Source organism: Kitasatospora sp. NPDC048286 (assembly GCF_043201735.1).
Classification (GTDB): domain Bacteria; phylum Actinomycetota; class Actinomycetes; order Streptomycetales; family Streptomycetaceae; genus Kitasatospora.
On record NZ_JBICZE010000004.1, the window covers coordinates 201596 to 227279 of the forward strand.

15 protein-coding genes are annotated in these 25684 nt (G+C 75.6%); 6 read left to right on the top strand and 9 right to left on the bottom strand.

Features of this window, described 5'->3' with window-relative positions:
- Positions 1-253 precede the first annotated feature (253 nt).
- On the bottom strand, positions 254-1327 hold the full coding sequence (locus ACGF13_RS11560) for a GAF domain-containing protein (RefSeq protein WP_392872149.1): 1074 nt from the start codon (positions 1325-1327) through the stop codon (positions 254-256).
- Between the two features lie 413 nt (positions 1328-1740).
- Here ACGF13_RS11560 and ACGF13_RS11565 point away from each other — a divergent pair, with 413 nt between their 5' ends.
- Positions 1741-3018, top strand: coding sequence for an acyl-CoA dehydrogenase family protein (locus tag ACGF13_RS11565; RefSeq protein WP_392872152.1), 1278 nt, complete (start codon positions 1741-1743; stop codon positions 3016-3018).
- A 407-nt stretch (positions 3019-3425) separates the two neighbouring features.
- Complete coding sequence (locus ACGF13_RS11570) at positions 3426-5165, top strand: sensor histidine kinase (RefSeq protein WP_392872155.1); 1740 nt, start codon at positions 3426-3428, stop codon at positions 5163-5165.
- A gap of 117 nt (positions 5166-5282) precedes the next feature.
- Here the strand turns inward: ACGF13_RS11570 and ACGF13_RS11575 are convergent, their stop codons facing one another.
- The 8 genes from ACGF13_RS11575 to ACGF13_RS11610 all read right to left on the bottom strand — a co-directional run bounded on the left by ACGF13_RS11575 (position 5283) and on the right by ACGF13_RS11610 (position 21076).
- Positions 5283-5741 (bottom strand): MarR family winged helix-turn-helix transcriptional regulator, encoded by a 459-nt coding sequence (locus tag ACGF13_RS11575; RefSeq protein ID WP_392872158.1) that lies wholly within the window; start codon positions 5739-5741, stop codon positions 5283-5285.
- A gap of 152 nt (positions 5742-5893) precedes the next feature.
- A complete protein-coding gene (locus tag ACGF13_RS11580) occupies positions 5894-7897 on the bottom strand; it encodes a hypothetical protein (protein WP_392872161.1) in 2004 nt (667 codons plus the stop codon).
- Positions 7894-11934, bottom strand: a complete 4041-nt coding sequence (locus ACGF13_RS11585; protein ID WP_392872164.1) for a DUF5682 family protein — start codon at positions 11932-11934, stop codon at positions 7894-7896. Before ACGF13_RS11585 ends, ACGF13_RS11580 begins: the two co-directional genes overlap by 4 nt.
- A gap of 4 nt (positions 11935-11938) precedes the next feature.
- Entirely contained in the window at positions 11939-13090 is a 1152-nt protein-coding gene (locus ACGF13_RS11590) for an AAA family ATPase (RefSeq protein ID WP_392872167.1), read from the bottom strand.
- Positions 13087-18141 carry a hypothetical protein gene (locus ACGF13_RS11595; protein WP_392872170.1) on the bottom strand — a complete coding sequence of 1685 codons (5055 nt, stop codon included), beginning with the start codon at positions 18139-18141 and terminating at the stop codon, positions 13087-13089. The genes ACGF13_RS11590 and ACGF13_RS11595 overlap by 4 nt, the downstream gene beginning before the upstream one ends.
- Complete coding sequence (locus tag ACGF13_RS11600; RefSeq protein WP_392872173.1) at positions 18138-18995, bottom strand: DUF4132 domain-containing protein; 858 nt, start codon at positions 18993-18995, stop codon at positions 18138-18140. The genes ACGF13_RS11595 and ACGF13_RS11600 overlap by 4 nt, the downstream gene beginning before the upstream one ends.
- Positions 18996-19236: 241 nt before the next feature.
- A complete protein-coding gene (locus ACGF13_RS11605; protein ID WP_392872176.1) occupies positions 19237-20019 on the bottom strand; it encodes an ABC transporter ATP-binding protein in 783 nt (260 codons plus the stop codon).
- 28 nt (positions 20020-20047) lie between these two features.
- On the bottom strand, positions 20048-21076 hold the full coding sequence (locus tag ACGF13_RS11610) for an ABC transporter substrate-binding protein (protein ID WP_392872179.1): 1029 nt from the start codon (positions 21074-21076) through the stop codon (positions 20048-20050).
- 107 nt (positions 21077-21183) lie between these two features.
- On the opposite strand from ACGF13_RS11610, the gene fhuB reads away from it, so the two are divergent.
- The 4 genes from fhuB (at position 21184) to ACGF13_RS11630 (ending at position 25620) form a co-directional block, all read left to right on the top strand.
- Positions 21184-23391 carry a Fe(3+)-hydroxamate ABC transporter permease FhuB gene (gene fhuB / locus ACGF13_RS11615; RefSeq protein ID WP_392872182.1) on the top strand — a complete coding sequence of 736 codons (2208 nt, stop codon included), beginning with the start codon at positions 21184-21186 and terminating at the stop codon, positions 23389-23391.
- A gap of 20 nt (positions 23392-23411) precedes the next feature.
- Positions 23412-24542: an enterochelin esterase gene (fes, locus tag ACGF13_RS11620; protein ID WP_392872185.1), complete on the top strand. Its 1131-nt coding sequence runs from the start codon at positions 23412-23414 to the stop codon at positions 24540-24542.
- Between the two features lie 89 nt (positions 24543-24631).
- Positions 24632-25426, top strand: a complete 795-nt coding sequence (locus ACGF13_RS11625) for a Scr1 family TA system antitoxin-like transcriptional regulator (protein ID WP_392872778.1) — start codon at positions 24632-24634, stop codon at positions 25424-25426.
- On the top strand, positions 25423-25620 hold the full coding sequence (locus ACGF13_RS11630) for a DUF397 domain-containing protein (RefSeq protein WP_392872188.1): 198 nt from the start codon (positions 25423-25425) through the stop codon (positions 25618-25620). Before ACGF13_RS11625 ends, ACGF13_RS11630 begins: the two co-directional genes overlap by 4 nt.
- Positions 25621-25684 lie beyond the last annotated feature (64 nt).

Below are 25684 nucleotides of genomic sequence, written 5' to 3' on the forward strand. Positions count from 1 at the left end.
CGGCCCGGACGGCGGGCCCGGCGGGCTCGGGCGGGCTCCGGCTCAGGCGGGATCAGGCGGGGTTCGGCTCGGGCGGGATCAGGCGGGGTTCGGCTCGGGCGGGATCAGGCGGGGTTCGGCTCCGACGGGCTCCCGGTGAACTCCCGGCCCCGGACGACATCATGGCGGCACCGTGGCGGCACCGTGGCGGGGTCCTCTCCACGGGGGTGAGAGGAGCCCGCCACGGTGGTGGACGGTCCGCACCGGCCGGGGTTCAGCCGGGCAGGCGGGGTCCGGCCTCGCCGGCGATGGCCGAGCGGCCGGGCACGGAGGCGCCGCTCTGCTGGAGCCGGTCGACGAGCAGGGCGGCCAGCGTGCCGAGTTCCTCCTCGGTGCGGGAGCGGGCGGTGATGTCCATGCCGACGGTGAGGACGCCGTTGATCCGGCCGGTGAGCGCGGCCCGCAGCGGGGTGCAGGTGAAGCTGAAGACCTGTGGGCCGCGCTGGGCGTCCGGGCGGGCGGACTGGATCCGGACGTCGTCGAGGACGGCGGTGCGACCGGTGTGGTAGGCCTCGACGACGGTCTGTTCGAGGCCTGCCGCGCCGAGCAGCGGGTACGCGGCGCCGATCGTCCCGTAGGCCGTCGGCGCGCCGAAGGTGTCGGCGTGCTGGGCGTTGGCGTACCGGATCTCCTGGCCCGGGCCCTCGGTGAGCATGATGGGGAACGGCGAGCCGTCGAAGGCGGCGAACATCTCCTGGCGCTGGGCGAGCAGGCTGTCGCGCAGCCGGATCTCGGAGAGCAGCGCCTCGGCGAGGTGCTGGATGTCGCGCAGCCGCTCGCGCCCCCACTGCCGGGGTTCCCGGTCGAGGACGCAGACGGTGCCGATGACGGTGTTGGTGTCGTCGACGAGCGGGGCGCCGAGGTAGGCGCGGACGCCGAGTTCGTCCACCACCGGGTTCCCGGCGAACCGGGGGTAGGCGAGGATGTCGTCGAGGGCGAGGGGGGAACGCTGGGCGACCACGTGCGGGCAGAAGCCGTGACTCAGCGGCATCTCGCGGCTGGGGAGGTCGAAGGCGATGCCACGGTCCGCCCAGGACGACCCGTCCTCGGCCGCGGCGTCGGCCGAACTTGGCGGGATGTAGAGCCCCCGGAACATCTGGCGCTCGTCGTTGATGAAGTTGACCATCGCGATGGGAGCGCGCGTGATACTGGCTGCCAGGTGGGCGAAGCGGTCGAAGGCCTCGTCCGCGGACGGGTCGTTGAGCCCAAGGCCGCGCAGCCTGCGGGTTCGCGCGGACTCCCCGGAGGCACCCGGGAACTGGCCTTGAGTGCTCATCACATCAGTCATGGCGCACATGTAACCAGACATCAGAACGGCTGGACCGCTTCGATCGGGCGTTCCTGGGCCTTGCCGATGGCTTGTCAAAACCGCACGTGAACGACAGGTCGACGGACCGTCACGGAAGCGAAGTTCGATTCCCGTCCGAGGTCCGGGCGAAACCCCTCCCGGCGGGGACGGACCGAATCCCGCCAATCCAAGATCGACTCTGGGATGCCCCGGTGCCCCATACAACAATGAGCCCTGCCGAAGACACGGACGGCGCCCGTCGCCGGGACACCGCCCCGTGACGCATGCGCCGATCGCACCGGGGCGACCGGCCGGAACTCCCGCACCCCCACCGCCCCCCGAGGGCGTCGCCGGAGCGGCATCGACGGCACGGACGGAGGCACGGCACCGCACGCATCGAGAGGACCGGAGCAATGGCGATGGACTACTTCACCGACGACCGTCACGAGGACCTTCGCGCCGAGGTCCGTGACTTCGCGGAGAAGGAGGTGCGTCCGAGGGTGACCAGGATGGAGTCCGAACGGAAGATCGAGTTCGAGCTGGCCCGGGAGATCGCCCGCCAGGGCTGGATCGGCGTGACCATCCCGCGGGAGTTCGGCGGCCTCGGCCTGGGGCACGTCGCCAAGACCGTGATCATCGAGGAGCTGGCCCGGGTCAGCGGGGCTGCGGGCTCGATCGCGCAGGCCTCCCAGCTGGGCGTGGCCAAGGTCCTCCACTACGGCTCCCAGGCCCAACGCCGCAAGTGGCTGCCGAAGTTCGCCTCCGGAGAGTGCCTGCCGACCATCGCCGTCACCGAGCCGGAGTCCGGCGGGCACGTGCTCGGGATGACCGGCACCGCGGTCCGCGACGGCGACGAGTACGTGCTCAACGGCCGCAAGTGCTTCGTCGGCAACTCCCACATCGGGGACGTGCACGGCGTGGTCCTGCGCACCGGCCGGGGCAGCCGGGGCCTGTCCGCCTTCCTGGTCGAGAGCGACCGCGTGGGGTTCCGCACCGGCTCCCCCGGGTCGCAGAGCGGGCTGCACGGCTTCAGCTTCGGCGAGATCCTCCTGGAGGACTGCCGAGTCCCGGCCGCCAACCGGCTCGGCCGGGAGGGGCAGGGCCTGGACGTCGCCTACTCCTCCTCCACCCTCTACGGGCGGATCAACCTCGCCGCCGTCGCGCTCGGCATCCACACCGCGATCGTCGAGGACACCGTCCGGTTCGCCGAGGGGCGCGTCCTGTACGGCCAGCCGATCAACCAACTTCCCAACATCATGCTCAAGTTGGGCGAGATGCAGTCCCGGCTGATGACCGCCAGACTCGCCGCCTACCACGCCTCCCACCTGCTCGACCACGGCCGCGCCTGCGACGCCGAGCTGATGAACGCCAAGCTCATCAACACCGAGTACGCGCTGGACTCCGCGCGCAACGCCATGGAGATCCACGCCGCCCGCGGACTCCAGCCCGAGTTCGGCATCGAGCGCTACCTGAGGGACGCCACCCACGTCTACCCGCCGGCCGGCACCTCCGACGTCCAGCGGCTGCGGCTCGGGCAGTTCGCCTCGGGCACGTACGGCAAGCAGTGGTCGGCGGAGCTGTCCGACCTGACCAGCTGGGCCTGGAGCGAACTCGCCGCCCAGCGGGACGCCCCGGTGGAGAAGCCGCCGGGACAGGGCGGACGGGTGCTGCCGATGCCACTCGCGGGCTGAGACCCGTCCGCCCGTCCCGCCACGAGCGGTACTTGACCTGTTCCTGACGGCCTCTCCCCGGGGGCCTCACCCGACCTCCGGGGACCGCCGCTTCGACCGGGCCGATGGCCGTGAGCTGCGGCGTCGCGTCGGCGGAGCGTCCGGCACGAGCGCCGCCACAGCGCCATCAGGCCCTCGTACCGGGCCAGTTGATGTTCATCGACGACACTCGGGCTGATAGCGTTCCGTGCCGTCGGCGGCCGCGCTGCACCCCGCCGGGCCAGTGACAGCACGTCACCGGCTCCGGCAGCCCAGGCCTCGACGCCCTGAAGCCCGGCCGCGCCGTACGGGGTCGAACCGCCGCTCGGACCCACCGGTCCGGACCGGCGTCCCGGTTCCCGCGACGCGGCCCTGCAGCAAGGAATCAGATGCCAGGCATACCGGCCCGCCGCACGGGCCACCGCGCCGGCCGGTCCGGCTCACTCCGCGGCCCGCTCCTCTCCCTCGCGCTGGTCCCCAGCCTGGGCCTCGCAGCCGCCTGGGGCTACGCCGTCTACCTGCTGCGCGACTCCGGACAGCGCACCGCGCTGCTGGCCGGCAGCGCGGCCGTCGCCGCGGTGGTGCTGATCAGCCTGTTCCGCGGCGTCCGGACCGCCTGGACGCTGTCCGCGCGGCTGTCCGACCTGCGGGCCGACACCGTCGCGCTCGCCCGGCAGGAGATCCCCGAGGTCGTCGAACGGCTGCGCGCCGGGGAGCAGGTGGCCGCCCCGACCGCCTGGGCACCCTCCCGGCGCGGCGGCGACGACCTCCAGCAGGCCTCGGAGGGCCTGGCCACCGCCCGGCAGGCCGCGGTCGCCGCCATCATCCACCAAGCCCAGGGCCGCGAGGGGACGAAGAAGGTCTTCCTCAACATCGCCCGGCGCACCCAGATCCTGATCCACCGGCAGATCAGCATGCTGGACGCGCTGGAACGCGAGCACGAGGACCCGGAACTGCTGCGCGAACTGTTCGCCGTCGACCACCTGGCCACCAGGATGCGGCGCAACGCCGAGAACCTGGTCATCCTCGGCGGCGCCCTGCCCGCCCGGCGCTGGCGGACCGCCGTGCCCGTGGTCAACGTGCTGCGCAGCGCCGTCTCGGAGACCGAGAGCTACTCCCGGGTCGTCGTCCAGGGCGTGCCGCGCGTCTCGCTCGACGGGCAGGCCGTCGCCGACGTCATCCACCTGGTCGCCGAGCTGATCGAGAACGGCACCACCTTCTCCCCGCCGTACACCCAGGTGCAGGTCTCCGCGCAGGAGGTCCCGACGGGTCTGGCCGTCGAGGTCGAGGACCGCGGGCTCGGCATGACCGAGGAGGAGCACCGGCGGCTCAACGAGTACCTGGCCGACCCTCCCGAGCTGGACGTCTCCGCGCTCGGCGACGACCTGCGGCTCGGCCTGTTCGTCGTCGCGCGCCTGGCCGCCCGGCACGACGTCCGGGTCTCCCTGCGGCCGTCCCCGTACGGCGGCACCCGGGCCGTGGTGCTGGTGCCCTCGGCGCTGCTGGAGCGGGCCGGGCAGCCGCCGCAGTCGGCCGCGGTGCCGGGGCTGCCGTCGGGGGCCCGGATCACCCGGGCTCCGGCGTCCGACGCGCGTCCGGGGGCGGGGGGCGGCAGTGCGGGCGGCGGCTTCCGGCCTGGGGCCGGGTCTGGGGCCGGTCCTGGAGCCGGGGCTGGTGTCGGTTCGGGTTCCGGTTGGGGGTCGGCTTCCGGTTCGGGGGCGGGTTCCGGGGCGGGGGCGGGGGCGGGTTCCGGGCACGACGGCCTCGGGCGGGATCCGTCGGGCGCGACGGCCGTGGGGACGGGCGGACGGCCGGACGGGGGCCAGGGGGCTCCGGGGCCCTTCGGCGCCCCGTACGCCACGGACGGCGGCGGGACCGCCGCTGTCGACGTCGTGCGTGCCGATGCGCCCGACAACGGGGGTCCGCCGGTCGGCGCCGAGATCCCCGGACTGCCCGGCGCCGTGGTCGTCCCCCGGCCCGTGCCGCCCCGCATGTACGACCTGTCGGGCGGCCCCACCGTGGGCCACGGCGCCACCGCGCCGGTGCACGGGGCGCTCCCCGCACCTTCGATCCCGCCGCGAGCCCCCGGGGAAGCCCCCGCCGTCCGGGAGTTCGAGGACCCGCGGTGACGCCCAGGCGGACCGTCGCCGCCCCGGCCCTACCGATGAGCGCGGTCCAGGTACCGCCGGGCGGGGTGGTCCGGCCGGGGCGGGCCGAGCCGTCTCTGCGGGCGGCCCGCGCCGGGCTCAGGCGTCGGCGTGGAGCGGGTGCAGGTCGGCGAGCGACTCGACCAGCGGCGCCAGTTCGGGGACCTCGGTGGCCTCGGCCAGCGTCGCCTCCAGCGCGGCGTCGTGCACCGGGCGGGCGGCCGTCAGCAGGTCGCGCCCCTCGGGCGTCAGCTCGGTGTAGATGCCGCGCCGGTCGTCCGCGCAGAGGTAGCGGCCGAGCAGGCCCCGGTCTTCCAGGCGGCTGACGAGTCGGGTGGTCGCGCTGCTGCTGAGCGCCGCCGCGCGGGCCAGCTGCTGCATCCGCATGTGCCAGCCGTCCTGGCGGGAGAGCGCCTCCAGCACCGTGTACTCGACCACCGAGAGCTTGAACTCGGCCTGGAGCGCCTTCTCCAGCGCGGTGTCGATCATGCCGTGCAGCGCGGCGAGCGTCCGCCAGCCGCGGGCCCGGATCTCGGCCGCATCGTCGCGGATTCCCATGACTCGCCTACCCTTCCGTCGCGCTGCTCGTGCCCTGTGCCCGACGAGGCCCCGTGCGCGGTGTCGTACGAGGTCTCGTTCCGCGTCTCCTCGTCTTCCTCTGACAAGTATGCCAGTTGGCGCGGAATACCATTCTGTGCAAATAGTTCGACTTATACCCCGGCCGCCTCCTCCTCGGACCAGGCCGCCGCGCACAGCGCCGTGGCCAGTTCCTCGGTGTAGGAAGCCGCCGTCAACCAGGCGGTGGCGAAGGCCTCGTGGTCGTCCGTGACGATCCGGCCGAAGACGTCGCGCTGCCGGTGGGCCGCGCCGGCCCGGAGGCCGTCGAAGAGTTCGGCGGCGGTGGCCAGCCCGGCGGCGCGCAGCAGCGCGCGGTCGGCCGCTGCCGAGGCCTCGCTCGGCGCGAGGGCGTGCCGCCCCGTGGTGACCGTCTGCTCGACCCGCCGGGCGAGCACATGCACGGGCGGGCCGTACGGCACCGGGCCCGATGCCGGGGCCGTCGGCTGGGCCGTCGATGCGTCCACCGGGTCGGCTGCCGGGTCGGCCTGGGTGGCGGAGGCCGTCGCGGGCGCGGCGAGGTCGGCGGTCTGGAGGCGTTCGAGGCCGAGGTTGACCCGGCCCGCCCGCTCCACGGGCCGGGAGAGCGGGCCGGGGTCGTCCGGGGGCGTGCCGATCGCGAGCAGGCGCAGCTCGGGACGGTCCGCGCGCTCCAGACGGCCGATCACCCGCAGCCGCAGGCCGGGCGTGGTGGCGAGCAGCGCGAGGTTCGCCCGGAAGGGGAGGTCGGGGTGCTCGTGCGCCGGGCGCAGGACGACCACCGGGCCACCCAGCGGCCCGCCCGCCGGCCCGCTCGCCGACGCCCCCGCCGTGCAGCGCGCCAGCAGCTGCGGCGTCCCGCCCGGACCGGTGGGGGCGGTGCCCAGCAGGGTGACGTCCAGGAAGAGCAGGTCGCTCCCGGCCGGGCGGCTCTCGTACGGCAACTCCTGCGCCGCGAGCGCCCGGGCCACCTGAGCGGGCACCGGTTCGGACCAGAGCCGGGCGGCCGGCTCCGCCGTCCACGCCGTGCCCGCCGCCCGGACCGCCCGGACCGAGGCGCCGGCGCCCAGCCGTCCGCCGGTGGACCTGGTCGTGCCCTGGACGGCCAGCCCGGCGCGGCTGAACTCGCGGTGGCTGAGCGCGGCGTCGCCCAGCCGGACCGTCCGGTTGCCGGCCCCGACCGCCTGCGGGGCGGCGGCCGCCGCGTCGTCATGCGGCATCACCTCGGCGATCGTGCTGAGACGCCCGTTGGCGTCCACCGCCCAGCTGACCGCGCCGGCATGGGTGGCCGTCAGCACCGGCTCGGCGAACAGGCCGTAGAGCCGCAGCCCGCCCTCCTCCCGGTAGGCCTGGCGCGCGGTGCCGCGCAGCTCGACGACCGGGGCGGCACCGGCGGCCAGGGCGGTGGTGAGGCCGAGCAGTTCGCGCAGGCCCGCCACCAGGTCGACCAGCCGGTGGTCGGGCGCGCCGGAACGCGCCGCCCGGACCCGGGTCACGACGGTGACGGCGGCCGCTGCCGGGCGGTGCAGGCCCGCCAGCCGCGCCCGGTGGGCCGCGCGCAGCAGTTCGGCCTGGGAGACGGCGCCCACCCCGCTGACCCCGGCAGCCAGCACGGCGGCCGCGGCCCGGTGGAGGTGGCGGACGGCTTCGAGCTCGACGGCGGTGAGCGGGGTGGGAGCCGGCCGGTCGGCCGACTCGGCGGCCGCCGCCGTGGGTGCCGTCGCGGTGCCGCCCCCGGGCTCGGGCGCTGCCCCGGGCTCGGTCCCGGTGTCGGCCCCGGACTCGGACCCGGGCCCGGGCGCCGGCTCGGGCTCGGCCTCGGCGAGCGGGCAGAGGGAGACCGCGGCGGCCCGGTGCACGCAGGCCGGGGCGAGCAGGCAGCCGCAGCGGACGCCGGCCTCCCCGGCGACCACCCCGCCCGGGGCGTGCAGCACGAGCACCGTCTCCTCGTCCACCTCCACCCGCCACTCGTCGCCCTCTCGGACCACCGGCCGCTCCGCCAGCTTCGCCGCCGCGCCGTCCAGCCGCTTCTGCAGCCGGGCGCTCAGCCCGGCCACCACCTCGGCGACCACCTCGGGCCGCACGCCCGGCCAGTCGCTCGTCCGTGCCGTCACACTCATCGCACCTTCTCCCCCACCCAGCGGGCCAGTTCCAGCGGGCTCAACGCCGCCACGGGCATTCCGGCCGCGACCAGTTGGCCCGCGACCGCCTTCGAGTAACGGGCCGTCCCGGTGTCGTCCAGCGCCGCGCAGCCGAGCAGGTGCACGCCGGAGTCCACCAGCGCCCGGGTCTGGGCCAGCAGCCCGCCGACCGGTCCGCCCTCCTCGAAGTCGCTGACCACCGCGATCAGCGTGCGGGACGGCACCGTCACCAGTTTCCGCGCGTAGCGCAGCCCCTTCGCGATGCTGGTGCCGCCGCCGACCCTCACCTCCAGCAGCAGGCTCAGCGGATCGTCCACCCGCTCCGTGAGGTCCAGGACCTCGGTGGAGAAGGCCACGAAGTGGGTGCTCAGCGAGGGCACCCCGGCCAGGATCGAGGCCGTCAGCGCGGCCCACACCGTGGAGGCCTCCATCGACCCGGAGACGTCCACGACCAGGATCAGCCGCCAGTCGTTGGCCTGCCGCGCCCTGGTCCGGAAGACCGGGCGCTCGGGCACGATCAGGGTGCCGCCGTCCGGCGCGGGACGGGCGGTGGCGAGGTTGGCCCGGATGGTCCGGTCCAGGTCCAGCCCGCCGCCCTGGCGGCGGGACGGGCGCGGCACGGCGATCCCGGTCAGGGCCGGGCGCAGCCTGGTGGCCAGCTCCCGGCTCAACTCGTCCACCAGGCGCCGCACCAGCGGGCGCAGCCGGGCCACCCGGGCCTCGGGCAGACCGCCCGCGTGGTCCAGCACGGTGCGCAGCAGGTCGACGGACGGGCGGACGGCGGACGGGTCGATCGCCTCCAGGACGTCGGTACGGCCCTGCGCGACGGCGGCCGCCAGCACCTCCTCCCGCACGCCGGGGCCGAACAGCGACTCCAACTCCTCGGCCCACTCCCGCACACCGGGGTACGGGGCCTCGCGGCCGCCCTTGCCACCCCGGCTGTCCACGCCCGGGCCGGAACCCTCGCCGTGGCCGCTGCCGTACAACTCGTCCAGGGCGGTGGCGAGTCGGGCGCCACGGCTGCTCAGGCCGCCGCTGCCCGGGCGGCCGAGGAGCAGCCGCCAGCGCTCGGCGGGGGCGAGGGTGCGCGGCGGGGTGGTCACGGCGGGGGGACGGGTGGCCGGCAGCTCCGTGGACGTGGCCGTGGGCGGCGGCGCGGCGACCGGGGGCTCCACGGGTGTCGGGGACAGGAGGCCGCGACGGGCGAGTGCCGCACGCGCCGCGAGGTCCGCGCGTACCCAGCCGGCGAGCACTGCGGGGACGGCCTCCTCGGGGAGAGCGGCGAGCCGGGTGCCCAGGCGCTCCTCGACCAGGGCCAGCAGTCGGTCCCGGGCGGCCGGGCTGAGGGTGTCGAACCCGCCGCGCAGTGCGGGCAGCCGGTCCAGGAAGGCCTCGTCGGGCAGCGAGGTGACCCGCTCCAGCACCGGTTCCAACGCCTGCGGCGCGGAGTCGAACAGGCCCTCCGCAGCCGTCAGCAGACCGACCAGTGCCCGCCCGAGCGCGTGGCGTGCCTCCGGCCCGGTCGCACCGTCCACCCAGGAGGCGGCCCGGCCGCCCAGGGCCTCGGCCGGCTCCTGCCCGAGCAGCACCCGCACCGCACCGGCCGCAGCCCGCACCAACGGGCTCCCCTGCTCGGCGAGTTCGGCCAGCACGTACGCCAGCCGCACCCCACCGAGCCGGTCCGCCCGCCGCACCAGTTCCACCAGCGCCCGAGCGTCCTGTGGGTCGTCCGACCCGCCCAGCCCCTCCAACTGCCGCACGGCGGCGACGGTGAGCACCTCTCCGACCGCGGCGAGCACGGGTCGCCCCGTCGGTACGGACAGCGCGCCGGGGCCGGTGCCCGGGTGAGCGTCTCCTACGGGGTTGGGACGGCCGCCGGCAGTAGTCGCGCCCGTTCCGGCAGGGGCCGGGGCGGAGCCGCGAAGAGCGGTGTCGACGCCACCTCCGGCGGCCTTCCCAGCACCGCCCGCCGGTTCGGTACCACCGGGGCCGGGCGTGCCGACCACCGCGCCGTTCCCGGCCGCGGCGCCCCCGACGACCGGGGCGTGGCCGGGCCGCTCCGCGAGGGCGGGGCCGTCAAGCGCGCCGGGCGCCGCCACCGCCCCACCATCGCCGGCGGCCTCGCCGGCCGCTTCCGTCCCTCCCACCGGGGCGCGGCCGGACTGCTCCGCGAGGGCGAGGCGGGCAGGGGCGGCAGGCGCCGAAGCCGTCCCGCCGTCTCCGGCCGCGACGGCACCGCCGTTGGCGGTGGCCACCGCCTCCCCTCCCCCCGGGGTGTAGCCCGGGAAGTGGCCCGCCGTCAGGCGGTCGACGAGTGCCAGGGCGTCGAGGAGGTCGGGGAGGGTGGCGGAGGTGGGGAGGACGGTGGTGAGCTGGGTGAGGCGGGTCTCGGCGAGGGTGGGGAGGGCGCAGGAGGCGGCGGCGGTGAGACCGTCGATGATCTCGCGCGGGGTCGGCTGGTCGGTGAGGCGGGCGCGCAGGGCGCCTTCGGCGGCCTGCGCGGGGGTGACGCCGCGGGTGCCGGCCACGGTGAGCATGGCGGCGGTGGCGGGCGTCCAGTGCAGGCGCCAGCGGGTGCCAAGAGTCTCGGTGCCACCGGCGCCGGTGGTGGCGACGGCCTCGGCGTAGGGGACCTCGCAGGCGGTGAGGCGGTGCAGGAGGACCTCTCGGCGGCGGTCGAGGTCGCTGCGCAGCGGGTCGAGGCGCAGTTCGCGCGGGCCTGGGTCGGCGGGGCCGGGGAGGCCGAGGTCGGCGAGGAGGGTCTCGACGGCCGGGCCGAGTCCGCTGCGCGGGGCGGCGGGGGTGGGACGGCCGGTGCGGGTGCCGACCAGGACCTGTTCGAGGGCGCGGGCGACGGCCCGGCCGCGGCCGAGGGGTTCGCCCTGGGCGAGGACGGTCTGCACCGCTTCGACGAGTTCGCCGCGGCCGGGGGCGGCGTGGCCGCGCAGTCGGGCGAGGTCCCCGGCCAGGCGGACGATCTCGCGGGCGTCGGCCGGGCCGCTGGGGTGGTCCTGGGTGCGCAGGGCGGCGCAGATCCGGACGGCGGTGGTGGTGAGTGCCTCGGCGAGGCGTTCCGGGTCGCCGCCGGCGTCCAGGACGGTGTGCTGCCACTCCGGGTCGCGGATGCCCGCCGGGTAGCCGGAGCGGGCGTCGAGCAGCGGGTAGGTGTACGGGATCAGGGACAGGACGTGCCCGGGGTCGTCCGGGTGCGGCGGCTCCTCGGTGGCGAGCGGGCCGTCGAGCAGGGCGGGGGCGTGGAAGGCGCCGATCACGGCGGCGACCCGGCGCCCGCCGGCCGACGCGGCCTGGATGCGGGCCCGCATCCAGGCCTCGCGGCGCAGGTCGTACGGGTCGACGCCGGGGCCGGTCTCGGCGTCGCGGCGCAGCGCCCAGCCGACCAGCAGGGCGGCGCGCCGGACGGCCTCCGGGGTGGAGCCGGGTGCGGCCGTCTCGACCAGGCGGTCCCACAGGTCCTCGTCGGAGTCCCGTCCGGTGAGGCGGTGGCGCAGCGCGTCGGCGACTCCGGGCGCGTCCGGGGTGGCGTCGGTGTGTCGCCGTTCGGCCGTGCGGGCGGCGCGGTGGGCGAGCGGGAGGTCGCAGGCGATGGCCTCCACTCCGTTGCGCCGGGCCCAGCGCAGGGCGGCGAGTTCCGGGGAGAAGTCGGCGAACGGGTAGAAGGCGGGCCCGGCCGCCTCCCCGAGCCCGGACGCGTCCCCGGCCGCGTTCCCGGCGCCGGCCCCGGCCGGGGCCGCGGCGAGGGCGACCGGGGCCTGGGTGGCCTCGTCGGCGAGCCAGTCGAGCCAGGGCTGGAACTCGGCGGGCAGCTCGACCAGGACGGCCTGCGGCCGGGCGGCGTCGAGCAGCGCGGGGACGACCGCGCTGAGGGACGGCGCGTGGTGGCGCACGCCGATCAGGTAGGGCCCGGGGCGGCCGGTGCCGGAGGCGGCCAGCCGGTCGGCCTCGGCCCGGACCTCGCGGTCCGTGTCCTCCGGGCGGTGGATCTCCGCGCTGCTCATGGGATCAGGCCTCCAGTACCGAGCGGAGGTCCCACAGGGTGCGCCAGGTGGCGGCGCCCTGTTCGGCGCGGCGGCGGACCGGGCCGTCCCAGTAGCCGAGCAGCCGGCCCGCGTCGGACGGTTCGTCCTTGCGGACGACGCCGAGGAGCTGGCCGGGCAGCCGGCCGAGCAGGTCCCCTCCGTCGGGCAGGTAGGCGGCGCTGACGCCGAGCGAGGTGGCGACGGAGACCGCCTCGGCGGTGCTCATCACGGTGGAGGGGCGTTCGACGTCCCAGCCCTCGGTGGAGCGGCCGGTGCGCAGGTCGCGGAAGGCGGTGACCAGGGCCTCCAGGACGGCGTCGTCCACCGCGTAGGCGGCGCCGGCCCGGGCCACGGCGGCGGTGGACTGGCGGCGGACCAGGTCGACCTCGGCGGCGAGGCTGCCGATCGGGCCGACCGTCTCGAAGTTGAACCGCCGCTTGAGCGCCGCGGACATCTCGCTGACGCCCTTGTCGCGCAGGTTGGCGGTGGCGATCAGGGTGAAGCCAGCCGCGGCGTGCAGCTGCCCGTCCGGGGTGCCGGCCAGCTCGGGGACGGCGATGCGCCGCTCCGAGAGCAGCGAGACCAGGGCGTCCTGCACCTCGGGCAGGCAGCGGGTGACCTCCTCGACCCGGGCGACCGCTCCGGTGGTCATCGCGGTGAGCACCGGCGAGGGGACGAGGGCCTCGCGGCTGGGCCCCTTGGCCAGCAGCAGGGCGTAGTTCCAGCCGTACTTGAGCTGGTCCTCGGTGGTGCCGGCGGTGCCCTGGACGGTGAGCGCGCTGGTGCCGCAGACGGCGGCGGCGAGCAGTTCGGAGAGCATGGACTTGGCGGTGCCGGGCTCGCCGACGAGGAGCAGGCCGCGCTCCCCGGCGAGGGTGACGACGCAGCGCTCGACCAGGGCGCGCTCGCCGACGAACTTCGGCTCGATGACCAGGCCCTTGCGCCCGGCCTTGAGCTTCTCGCCGCCGCTGCCCATCACGAAGGTGACCACGGCGCGCGGTGTCAGGTGCCAGCCGGGCGGGCGCGGGCCGCTGTCGTGGGCGGCCAGGAACTCCAGTTCGGCGGCGTACTTCTCCTCGGGCGGGACGGTCTGCCGGTCCGCGGCGGCGGGGGCGGTGGTGGTGGTCGTGCTCATCGGCGGGCCTTCCTGCGCTTGCTGGTCTGGAGCTCTTCGTAACCGGGGGTGTCGCCGTCGACGGTCCGCTGCCAGGCCCGGGTGAACAGCTCGGGGACGGGCAGGGTGACCAGCGCGGGCCGGTGGGTGGGCAGGTCGTACAGGGCGGCCTTCCAGGTCTCGGCGGGCAGCGCGGGCGACTTGGCCTCCTGCCAGCCGCCGGGCAGGAAGAGGCTGCGGCCGGCCCGGGCGCGCTTGGCCTCCAGCACCAGGCCGGTGGCGGCGAGTTCGGCGCGGGCCTTCTTCAGCCGGGCGGGCTTCCAGCCCGTCCAGCGGGCGGCGTTGCGGTCGGTCGGGTCGGGCAGGGCGAGCAGCTGGAGGTAGAGCGTGGCCGCGTCCTCGCCCAGGCCGTGGGTGCGGGACACCTCGGCGACCAGCCCGGGAACGGACAGCCGGGGGTTCTGCAGCCAGGCCGGGCCCTCGCCGCCGGCCGGCGCGGCGGAGGCGGAGGCCAGCTGCTGCGGCTCGCCGCGCAGCACGGCCTCGATGGCACGCCGCTCGACGGAGTACCAGTAGCTGTCGGAGAGCCCGTCGAGCAGTTCGAGCAGCGGGTCGTCCGGGCCGGTGAGGGCGGCCGGGCGCAGCCAGACCCGCTCGTACTTCTCGTGGTGGGGGGCCAGGATGAGCGCCGGCCCGCAGCGGACCAGGCCGTCCGGGTCGGCGCCGCCCTCGGCGGGCAGCCCGAAGTGGGTGCGCAGGACGGCGGACAGCGGGGCGCCCTTGACGGTGCTGATCAGGTGGAGGTCGAGCAGCAGCTCCGGGTCGGCCAGCCGGTCGCGCAGCGCGGTGGCGGCGGTGGGCAGCAGTGGGCGCAGCGGGCTGTCGGCGGGCAGGTGGTAGGCGAGCCAGCGCAGTGCCTCGACGGTGTCGCGCAGCGCGCCGTTGTCGGGGAGGGCGGAGGCGTCCTCGGGGACCAGCCGGGGGCCGGACCCGCCTTCCTCGGTGATCCGGTAGCCGGTGCGTCGGGTGAGCCACGGGGTGCGGGAGGAGTTGAGCACCGCCTCGACGGTGTCGATGGACACGCCCTGGACGGTGGCCAGTGCCTCCTCGGGGAGGGTGACGAGCCGTCCGAAGCGCCGGATCCACTCCTCGGCTCCGGCGGTGAGGTCGGGGCCGTCCGTCCACAGGGTCTTCGGGTCTGCGGGCAGCAGGGCGCCCCAGACCGCGGCGAGGCCGGCGTGGTCGTGGCCGCACAGCCAGGACCTGGCGGCCTTGAACTCGCCGGCCTTGAGCCCGAGTTCGGCGGGCACGGCGACGGAGCTCCAGTGCAGCAGGCCGGACGGCGGGCTGAGCAGCAGGGCGGCGCGGGCGGCGCCGATGCCGGTGAGCGCGCTGAAGGCCTCGGCCCGGGCGTGGTCTACCGGGATGGTGCGGCGCAGCGCGGCGACCCGCCAGAACTTGGCGACCCAGGCGGCGGAGACCAGTTCCTCGGTGCCGCGCTCCGCGACGGTGGTGAAGTGCGCGACGGGGCCGAACTCCCCGCTCGGGTCGTGGTCGACGGCGAGCCAGTGGACCGTGCCGTCGTTGTACTGCCGCCGGTGGCCGAGGATGACGACGGTGCGCTCGCCGTGCCGCAGCACCTCGCCCTGGCGGCGGGTGGCCTGCCGGTTGCCGGTGCCGTTCGCGGCCGCCGGGACCGGCTCGGCGAGGACGATCTCGCGCAGGGTGGCGCTGCGGTCGGCCAGCGGGCCCCTGGTCAGTTCGCCGAGCAGCAGGACCAGCGAGGAGCGGTGGGCGGGCTGGGTGAACGGCGCGGCCACCGCGTAGGCGAGGGTGTGCAGCCGGCCGAGCAGGTCCAGCCAGCCGTGGTGGGCGTCGGCGCTGCGCAGGGTGACGGTGGCGGGGGTGGTCCAGCCCTCCCCGGCGGCGGCGGGCGGGGCGGCGAGCACGGCGCTGACGGTGCGCAGGTTGTTGAGCACCGCCCACTGCTCGGACTCGCCCCAGTTGCTGCCGAGGCCGCCGATCCCGGGCAGCACGGCCCGCACGGCGTCGCGCAGTTCGTGGTCGCGGCCGTGGTCGGGCCGCCACTCGGCGTCCTTCGCCGTGCTCGGGCGCTCGGCCTCCGGCTGCGGGAGGAACCGGGCGACCTGGTCGAGCAGGTTGGCCGCGGTGCGGGCGAGCCCGGCGACGCCGGCCAGCAGCCGCGGGTGGGCGATGCCGGGCAGGGCGGCGCCGACCGCCTGGACGGGCAGGGAGCGCAGGGCCTCGCCGTTGCGGGCGAGCGGGCGGCGCACGCCCTGGACGGTGAGCCAGCGCCGCTCGTCCTCCGGGCCCGGCTCGGCGTCGACCGGCCAGGCGGCGTCGATCAGCCGGGCGGCCTGCTCGGCGGTGACGGCGCGCAGCACCTCGGAGCCCGCCTCGTCGCGCGGGCGCAGGGCGTGCCAGTGCGGGTAGGGCGGGATCAGCGGGGTGCCGGCGGCGGAGAGTTCTCCGGAGCGGCAGGGGCGCAGGTCGGTGGTGCGGTCGGCGCGGCCGGTGAGGTCGGGCAGGTTGAGCGCGAAGTGGTCGCCGGAGACGTGGCTGACCACCGGCGCGGCCGCGCCGGGCAGGCTGAGCCGGCCGACCGGGACGGCGTCCGTGCGCTGACCGGCCAGCGGCACCACGATGCGCTGCCCGTCGGCGGTGAAGGTGGTGACGGCCTTGCCGGGCTCGACCCGGGCCCAGCTGCCGAGCACGGTGCCGTCGGTGCCGAGCGGGGTCCGTTCCAGGCCGGGCTGGAGCGGCAGCAGCCAGGTGCTGCGGTGGACCAGCCGGCCGGCCGGGGCGGTGGCGGCGATCACCGGCGGTTCGGCGGTGCGCCCCAGGGTGCCGGTGGCCGGGTCGAGTTCGCGCAGGACGGCGTCGCCCTCGGAGGTGCGGCGCTGCGTCCAGTAGCCGGTGCCGTCGCCGAGGACGCGGTGTTCCTGGGGCATCCGGGTGTCGCCGGCGTGCAGCGGGCGCTCGCCGGTGGTGCGGCCGCCGCCGGGCAGTTGGAGGGACGGCGCCTGGGGATCCCGGTTGCCGTAGTAGTAGCCGGCGATGGTCTGGCCCTCGAGCTCGAACTGCTCGTCCGGGCGGCTGGACCAGTAGGCGAGCTGCTTGCCCTCGTGCCGCCAGGCGACCAGCAGCTCGCCGTCGACCAGGCGCAGCCTGGTGCGGGCGGCCGGGCCGGGCGTGCGCAGGGTGTGCTCCAGCAGGATGCCCTCCGGACCGACCACGACGGCCCGGTCGCGGCGGGAGAGGATCAGCTGCGGCCAGGCGTCCTCGATGACCAGCTCGTCCAGGCCGGCGACGCCCAGGCTGGGGACGGGGTGCTGCGGGGCGTCGGCGGCGGGCGGGTCGGCGAGCTTGCCGAGCGCCTCCTCCAGGGCGGGCCAGCCGAGTTCGTCGAGGATGCCGGCCCGGAGGGCGTCGGTGAGCAGCGTGGTGACGTCGAGGGCGGCGATCCGCTCGGCGACGGCCGGGGCGACCGTCCGGACGGCCGTGCGGTACTGGCCGATCGAGCGGACCAGGTCGGCGGCGCCGGCCAGGCCGCGGGCGGCGGACAGTTCCTCGACGCGCTCCTCGGCCCATTCGGCGAACAGCTCGTTGAGCACCGGCAGGGCGGGTGCCTGCCGCTTGACGGCCGTCTCCCAGGCGCCCGGGGTGGCGCGGCGCAGCAGCGGACGGTACCGCTGGTCGGCGGCGACGGCGGTGAGGGCGGGGCTGTCGGGGCCGCACTGCGCGACCCACTCGCGCAGGTCGAGGCCGAGGCCGGACGGCGGGTCGGCGACCGGGACGCCCGCGGCCAGCAGCTGGTCCAGCAGGTCGATCCGGATGTGGCTGCCGCGGATGCCGGTGTGGAGGTCGACCGGGACGGCGTCGGCCTTCAGCCGCTCGGCCATCCGGCCGGCCAGCGCGAGCGTGGCCGGGCAGCTGGGCCGGCTGCGCCAGCCGCGGCCGTGGTGGTTGCACCAGCGCTGGAGCCAGGCGGCGGCGGGTTCGGCGCCCTCGGGGCGGGGGCCGGTGAGCAGTTCCTCAGCGCCGGTCTCGGCGAGCAGCTCCAGCCAGGCGGTGTCGTGCGGGGCCGGGTCGGTGGAGGCCGGGTCGGGCAGCAGTTCCAGCAGGCGGGTGCGGACCGCCGCGTCTGCGCGGCCGAGTTCGACCAGCGCGCCGTGCCAGGACTTCCAGAACGCGCCGGGCGCCCGGTTGACCGCCGGGGAGTCCAGCAGTTCGGCGAGCAGCGCGTGTTCGTGCTCGGCGCGGTCCAGTCCGGCGGCCCTGATCAGGGCGCGGGCGTCCTCGGCGACCCCGGCGTACGGGGCCATGCCGGCCGCGGAGCGCTCGGTGCACAGCTGGCGGAAGCGCTGCCAGGCGGTCAGCGGGTCGAGTCGCTGGGCGAGTTCCTTGACGTACTGGCGCAGGGACTTGACGGTGAGCGCGCCGGCCAGGGCGAACTCCAGGAAGACGGCGCGCAGCCGCTCCTCGTCCACGGTGAGGCCGTGGGTGCGTTCGGCCTCGCGGGCCTTGCCGAACCAGGCGGCGGCGTAGGTCCGGTTCTCGTGGCGCAGGAAGATCCGGCCGACCTCCTCGCAGAAGGTGGGAAGGAAGTGCGGGACGGCCCGGCCGAGGCGCACGGCCAGTTCGTCGAAGCCGTCCTTGGCGGCGCCGGGCTTGGAGGCGGCCTGGCGGGCGAGCCGCTCCATCTCCTTGACCAGGGCGAGCGCGTGGTGGCCGTTGGCCGGGTCGTGGACCAGGGCCCAGGCGGGGAAGCCGAGCGCCTCCTGGCGGACCTGGCCGACCTCGGCGGGCGCGGCCTCGGGGGCCAGGCCGAGGAAGTCGAGGGCGAGGTCCTCGGCCTGCCCGAGGGAGCCGGGGACGAGCCGGACGATCCGGCGCCCGTCGAGCGCGGGGTGGGTGTAGGTGCGGGCGGTGAGGACGTCGGCGGCGCTGTCGGGGCGGCCGGCGTCGGGAAGCGTGCCGGGCGGGAGCACGGCCCCGGCGTCGAGCAGTTCCTCGGGCGTCGCGGCGGTCGGGTTCACGGTGGTGGTCATGCGGTCTCGTCCCCCTGGATCGTGCGGCCGGCGTACAGGGCGGCGGCCATCCGCATGCCCTCGGACCAGGCGACCGGTCCGACCTCGGTGAGCGGCAGGGCGCGGCCGTCGGGGCCGGCCCAGCTGAGCGCGCCGGTCTCGCACTCGTCGTACTCGTAGTAGTCGCCGACCCAGACCCGGGCCTCGACGGTGCGGCCGCCCTCGGTGACCGCCTGGACGGCGGAGCCGCCGCGGACCCGGCAGCCGAGCCGGTTGCTGCGCCCGACCAGCTCGCGCAGTTCCCGGTAGCGCCCGCCGGCGTAGGGGGTGACCTCGGTGCCGGCCGGCACCTGCGCGGGCCGGTGCCAGACCTCGCGGTAGAGCTGCTGGACGCGCTGGGAGACGCCGAGTTCGACGGCGAACTCGCGCAGCTCGTCGAGGTCCTGGAGCAGGACGGGGTGCGGTATCAGGACCTCGCCGTCGGTGAGGCGCACGGTGTCGCCGTCCAGGTCGACCAGGCCGAGGCCGCGCTCGGCGTCGGCGCCGCGCAGGAAGCCGGCGACGGAGCCGTCCGTGGCGGTGACCACGAGGTCCTTCAGGACGCCCTGCCAGGCGTCGTCCGGCCACACGGCGGTGAGCACGGCGGCGGGCACCGGCAGCGAGCGGACCATCCAGCGCTCGACGTCCTCCAGGCAGCCGCGCTCGTGCGCGGCCAGCCACTCCGCGAGCTGCTTGAGCTGGGTGACCACCGGGTCGTCACCGAGCTTCGACGGTAGGGACTTGAGGTCGCGGCCCGCCGCGTTGCGGCACACCACCCTGCCGTCCCCGTCGAGCGCGACGCGGTACCCTCCCGCGCCCGTCTCCACCCATGCCACGGCCGTACTCCTCCCACCAGGGAAACACCTGTCGATCGCCTTGCTGACCAGCGATGCGAGGAACGTAGCGAGGGGTACTGACAACGCGACGGGCGGGGTGAACGCGGGCCCTGACATGGCGAATTCAAACCACTCGAACGAGTGATCGAAGAAGCGAAGAAAGGCGGGGCCGCTGCCCCCACGCAGCCGCCCCGCCCGTCCTTCAGCCCCCCGGCCCCCGACCCCTCCACCGAGCGGCCCCTCAACCCAGCGGCGCCCGGGGCACGATCACCGGCGCACCGTCGCCCGGCGCCGCGAGCACATGGCTGTCGATGTCGTACAGCGCCCGCACCAGCGGCGCGTCCACCACCTCGCGCGGCGGCCCGCAGGCCACCACCGCGCCGTCCCGCAGCGCGACCAGCAGGTCCGCGTAGCGGGCGGCCGCCGCGAGGTCGTGCAGCACCATGACCACCGTCCGCCCGCCCGCCGCGACCCGGCGGACCAGTTCCAGCACCTCCACCGCGTGCCCGAGGTCGAGCGCGCTGGTCGGCTCGTCGAGCAGCACCACCGGGGTGTCCTGGGCGAGCACCATGGCGAGCCAGCAGCGCTGGCGCTGCCCACCGGAGAGCCGGTCGAGGCGGCGGTCGGCGAGGTCCTCGACGCCGGTGGCGCGCAGCGCCTCGGCGGTCAGCCGCTCGTCCTGCTCCGACCACTGGCGGAACAGCCCCTGGTGCGGGTGGCGGCCGTAGCGGACGAGCCCGGCGACGGTGACCGCCTCCGGGGCCTGCGGACTCTGCGGCAGCAGCGCGACCCGGTGGGCGGCCTGGCGCGGGCGCAGCCGCCACACGTCCTCGCCGCCGACCAGGACCCGTCCGCCGTCCGGCCGGTGCAGCCTCGCGACGGACCGCAGCAGGGTGGACTTCCCGCAGCCGTTCGGGCCGACCACCGCCACCACCTGCCCGGCCGGTACGGTGAGGTCGACGCCGCCGAGCACCGGGCGCCCCGGCCCGTAGCCGGCGCTGAGACCCTCGATCGTCAACTCCATGGCAGTCTCCCCCTCGCCCGGCGCGCGCTCAGTTGCCGCCCAGCGCCTTGGAGAAGTCGCCGATGACGACGTCGGCGGCGAGCGGGCCGCCCCGGGTGGACCAGACCGAACCGTCCACGGTGACGGTGTGGTTGTTCTTCACCGCGCCCAGCTCCTGGTAGGCGGGCTTGGACTGGACGTCCTTGAGCGCGGCCTTGCCGTCGTCGGTCAGGGTGGAGAGGAACAGCCAGTCCCCGTCGATCTCGCCCAGCTTCTCCAGGCTGAGCGCCGGGCTGTGCGCGTTGCCGTCCTTGTCCTGGGCGGCCGGGCGGGTCAGGCCCATGTCCAGGGCGACGCCACTGGCGAACTGCTTCTTCTCCATCCAGCTCGGGCCGGTGGGGTTCCAGCGCACGATGGAGACGGCGGCGCCCTTGTTCCTGCTGAGCTCGCCGCCCGCCTTGGCGGCCTTGGCCTCGTAGTCGCCGATCACCCTGTTGGCCTGGTCCAGCTTGTTGACGGCGTTGCCGATGCCGCGGAAGGCGAGCTTCCAGTCGTCGGTGGGCGCCATGGTGACCAGCGTGGCGGGGGTGATCTCGCGCAGCTGCTTGAGCACCTGCTCGTCCTGCATGTCGCCGGCCAGGATCAGGTCCGGCTTGGCGGCGATCACCTTGTCCATCACGGGCTGCAGCAGGTTGCCGACCACCGGGACGCCCTGCACCTTGTCCTTGAGGTACGCGGGCGGCTCGGCCAGGCCCTGGCCGTTGGTGATGCCGACCGGCTTGACGCCCAGGGCGAGCACCGCGTCCAGGTCCTCCTGGGTGAGGGTGACGATCCGCTTGGGCTCGGCGGGAACCTCGACGGCCTTGCCGGTGGCGTCCTTGACGGTCCGCTTGTCACCGCTGCCGCCCTTGCCGCCGCCGGCCGCGTCCGCCGCCGGGGAGGCTGCCGTGGACGAGCCCGAGGAGGAGGACCCGGAGGAGCCGCAGCCGGTGAGCAGGAGCGCGGCCGCCCCGGTGACGGCCAGCGCCTGGGCCGCACGGCGGCGGACGGGGCTGAGCAGGCGACGGGCGAACGGCATGGGGGCCTCCGGGGCAATGGTGGTACGGGAGTTGAGCGAGGTCCGGGCAGCTCGACGGAGCGGGGGTGCCCCACGGACGGGCTCGGTCATTAGGTTAGCCTTACCTTATGACATTGTCGCAAGTCGGCGTCCACCCGGCGCCCCCGGCGCCCCCGGCGCCCCCCGCCACCGCGCCGAAGCCCCGACGGCCCAGGCGGCCCAGGCGGCCCGGGCAGCGCACGGAGGGCCCCCGCCCCACCTGGCCGGCCGTCACGGCGGCGGTGGTGCTGCTGCTCGCCCTGACCGCGCTCTCGCTGTCGGTCGGCGCCGGCGAGGTCGGCCCCGGCCGGGTGCTGGACTACCTGCTGAACCGCGACGGTGCCCGCGCCGACGGCCGGCTCGCCCTGGTCGTCGGCGACCTCCGGCTGCCGCGCACCCTCACCGCCCTGCTGGTCGGCGCCGCGCTCGGCGTCGCCGGGGCGCAGCTGCAGTCCGTCACCCGCAACCCGCTGGCCGAGACCGGGCTGCTCGGCGTCAACGCCGGCGCCTCGCTGGGCGTCGTGCTCGGCATCGCCGTGCTCGGCGTGCAGACCTCCTTCGGCTACCTCGTCTTCGCCTTCGGCGGCGCGGTGCTCGCCAGCACCGTGGTGCTGCTGGTCGCCAGCACCCGGGGCGGCGGCTCGCCGATGCGGCTGGTGCTCGCCGGCTCCGCCGTCGCGGCGATCTTCCGCGGGCTCACCGATGTGCTGATCGTCAACTCCCCCGAGGCGTACGAGCGGTACCGGGTGTGGGTGCTCGGCTCGCTGGCCGGGGTGGAGGGCTGGACGACGCTGCGCCAGCTCGCCCCGGTGCTCGGCGCCGGGTTCCTGCTCGCCGCCCTCACCACCCGGCCGCTGACCGCACTCGCCCTCGGCGACGACCTCGCCCGCGGCCTCGGCCACCGGCCCGGCGCCATCCGGGCCGCCGTCGCCGTCGCCGTCACCCTGCTGACCGCCTCCGCGGTCGCGCTGGCCGGGCCGGTCGCCTTCCTCGGACTGCTCTCCGGCTTCCTCGCCCGCGCCGTCGCCGGCCCCCGGGTCGGGCGGCTCACCCTGCTCGCCGCGCTGTCCGGCGCCGCCGTGCTGACCGGCGCGGACGTGCTCGCCCGGGTGGTGGCCCGCCCCTTCGAGGCCCCGGTGTCGGTGATCGTCGCACTGATCGGCGCCCCGGCCCTGATCGCGATCGTCCGCTCGCGGCGCTCCGCCGCGCTGTCCATGACCGACCCCGCCGAGTCCGCGCCGCCCGCCGCCCGCCGGGGCGAAGTTGCGGCGCCCAAGCCGGACTTGGCGCTGCGGTACGGCACCTGGTCGCTGCTGCTGCCACACCGGGCCCTGCTGGCCTCGCTCGGCCTGGCCGCCGCGCTGCTGGCCGCCGTGGTGGTCTCGGCGCACGCCGGGCAGAGCGAACTCGACCTCGCCCGCACCTTCCAGGCCGTGTTCGGCCACGGCGACCGGCTGGACGTGCTGCTGGTGCAGAAGTTCCGGCTCGGCCGGATCGTCGCCGGGCTCGCCGCCGGGGCCGCCCTCGGCCTGGCCGGCTGCCTCACCCAGACCCTCGCCCGCAACCGCCTGGCCACCCCCGAACTCCTCGGCGTCAACGACGGCGCGACGGCCGCCGTGCTGATCTCCGCCGGCACCGCGGGTACCTTCGGCGCCTGGTGGGCCGGACCGCTCGGCGCGCTGGTCGCCGTCCTGGTCGTCACCCTGGCCTCCGGCGGGCTCGGCGCGCGCGGCTACCGGGTCCTGGTGGTCGGGCTCGCCATGTCCGCGCTCGCCTCGGCCGTCATCCAGGTCGCGATGGCCCGGCGCTCGCTCAACTCGGCGAGCTCGCTGTACATCTGGACCAACGGCAGCCTCAACGGGCGGGACCTCGCCGTCGCCACGCCCGCGCTGATCGGGCTGGCGGTGCTGGTGCCGACCGCGCTGGTGGTGGCCCGTCGGCTGGCGGTGCTGCGCTTCGACGACAGCGTCGCCTCCGCGCTCGGCGTCGACCCGGGCCGGGTCCGGCTCGCCTGCCTGCTGCTGTCCGTCGCGCTGGCCGGGCTGGCGGTCGGCGTCTGCGGGCCGGTCGGCTTCGTGGCACTGGCCGCGCCGGTGATCGCCGGGCGACTGGCCGGGCCCGCGCGGGTGCCGGTGCTCGGCTCCGCGCTGACCGGCGCCCTGCTCGTCGTGCTCGCGGACACGCTGGGGCGGGTGCTGTTCGCCGGGGTGGAGATCCCCGTCGGCATCGTCACCACCGTCCTCGGCGGTCCCTTCCTGCTCTGGGTGCTGCTCGGCCGCAAGGGCAGCCCCGCATGACCACTCCTGGAGGCCCCGCCGTGGAAACCCGATCCCCGCTGATCACACCCGACCCCACCGACCCGGCCTACCGCCTGGTCACCTTCACCCACCGGGGCGAGGACTGCGACGGCGTGCTCGCCCTACTGCACACCGTCACCGACAAGGACCGCCACACCGGCGACCTGACACCGCACCTGATGGAACGTCAGACGAACGGGACGTGGTCGATCACCTACCGGCTGCGCGCGGACCACCGCGCCTCCTACCAGCTGTACCCGTTCCGAGGCGAGGCCCCCGGCACCACCCGCCCCGACTGGCTGCGCGTCCTCGACCACGCCCGCCCCGACCCGCACGACCGCGAGCCCCGACTGGCCGCGCGCGACGGCCGCCACCCCTCGTCGGTGCTCAGCCTGCCCGCCGCACCCGCGCAACCGTACGTACGGCGGCGCGAGGGCGTGCCGCGCGGGCGGACGCTCGCCCGTACGGCGGCCGGTCGGCGGGTGGACGTCCACCTCCCGGCCGGGCACCGCGCGGACGGCGGGCCGTACCCGGTCGCGGTGCTGCTGGACGGCGAGATGTGGGGCGAGGCGCTGTCCGTCGGCGACACCCTCGACAACCTGACGGCGGACGGCGCCATCCCGCCCACCGTCGCCCTGCTCGTACACACCATGGGCCCTCAGCGGCCGGACGACCTGAGCTGCAACCCGGCCTTCGTCGACCTCCTCGCCGACCGCCTCCTCCCGTGGGCCGCAACCGAGTTCGGCGCGAGTACCGACCCTTCGGGCACGGTCGTCGCCGGCCAGAGCGCCGGCGGTCTCACCGCCGCCTACGCCGCCTACCGTCGCCCGGAGCGCTTCGGCAACGCGCTCTGCCAGTCCGGGTCCTTCTGGTGGCCGGACGAGACCGAGTTCGACGCCGGCAGCGAGTGGCTCACCCGCCGCTTCGCCGCCGAGGAACGGCGCCCGGCCCGCTTCTGGATCGAGGTCGGCCTCCAGGAGTGGATGCTCCTCGCCCAGAACCGCCACCTGCGCGACGTGCTGACGGCCCGCGGCTACGACCTCGCCTACCGCGAGTTCAACGGCGGCCACGACTACGCCTGCTGGCGCGGCGGGCTGGCGGACGGGCTGGCGCATCTGCTGGGGTCACCCGGGGGGATGGTTTCGGGCTGATTCGCGTACCTCCAGGCCACCGGGCGTCTAGCGTCGGAGCCCACACCGGATGACCTTGGGGGTCTGCGATGAAAGCGTCCTTGCCCACCATGCCGCCGCCGATGTCGTGGCGGTACTGCGGCAACCAGATCAAGCTGTGGCGGACCCGCGCCGGCGTCAGCCGGGAGACCCTGGCGGAGGAGGCCGGGTACACCATCGAGAGCCTGAGATCGATGGAGGCGGGACGGCGAAAGCCGTCGCAGCACATGCTGCAGGTGGCGGACGACCTGTGCGACGCGAAAGGGATTCTGGTGGCGGGAACGCAGTTCCTGAAACCGGAGAAGTATCCACAATTTGCCGAGGAGTACATTCGGAACGAGGAAGAGGCGGTGGCCATAAGCTGGTACGAGAACCAGCTCTTTCCCGGCCTGCTTCAGACAGAGGAGACGGCCAGGACCATCATCGATGGCTGTTGGCCTCCACTGGACGACGAGACCGTCGCAGCGCGGGTGGCTGCTCGCCTTGAACGTCAGCGGTTGCTGAACATCCAGACCAAGGCGTTCAACTTCGTGATCGAAGAAGCCGTCCTACATCGTCGCCTCAGCACGGAAGAAGCCCACGCGGAGCAGCTGCGACACCTCCTCACCATCGGCAAGCAACGCAACGTCGTCATCCAGATCGTTCCCTCGAAGGGTTTCCACCCCGGTCTGGAAGGACCGCTCATCCTCCTGGACTTGCCCGAACACCAGCGGATCGCCTATGAAGAGGGACAGACGGGCGGGCGGCTGCACGCGGACGCCGACAAGGTGCAGCTGCTGAGCCAACGTCATGAAAGGATCCTCCGGCAGGCTCTCACTCCGGAGAAGTCGGCCGAGTTCATCAACACGCTGGTGGAGGATCAGTGAGTCGTGAGTTGGTCTGGTTCAAGTCCAGCCACAGCGGGAGCGAGGGCGGCGCCTGCGTCGAGGTCGCCCTCACCCCGGGCACCGTCCACGTCCGGGACTCCAAGGACAAGGCCGGCCCCCAACTCGCCTTCGCTCCCGAGGTGTGGGCCGACTTCGTCGCGTTCGCCGGGAGCACTTCTCCCAAGGCCGGCTGAGGCCGCCCCCGGCCGTGTTAGCGTCCCGGGGACGGTGCGGCGGTGTCGGCCCCGGCCTGCCAAG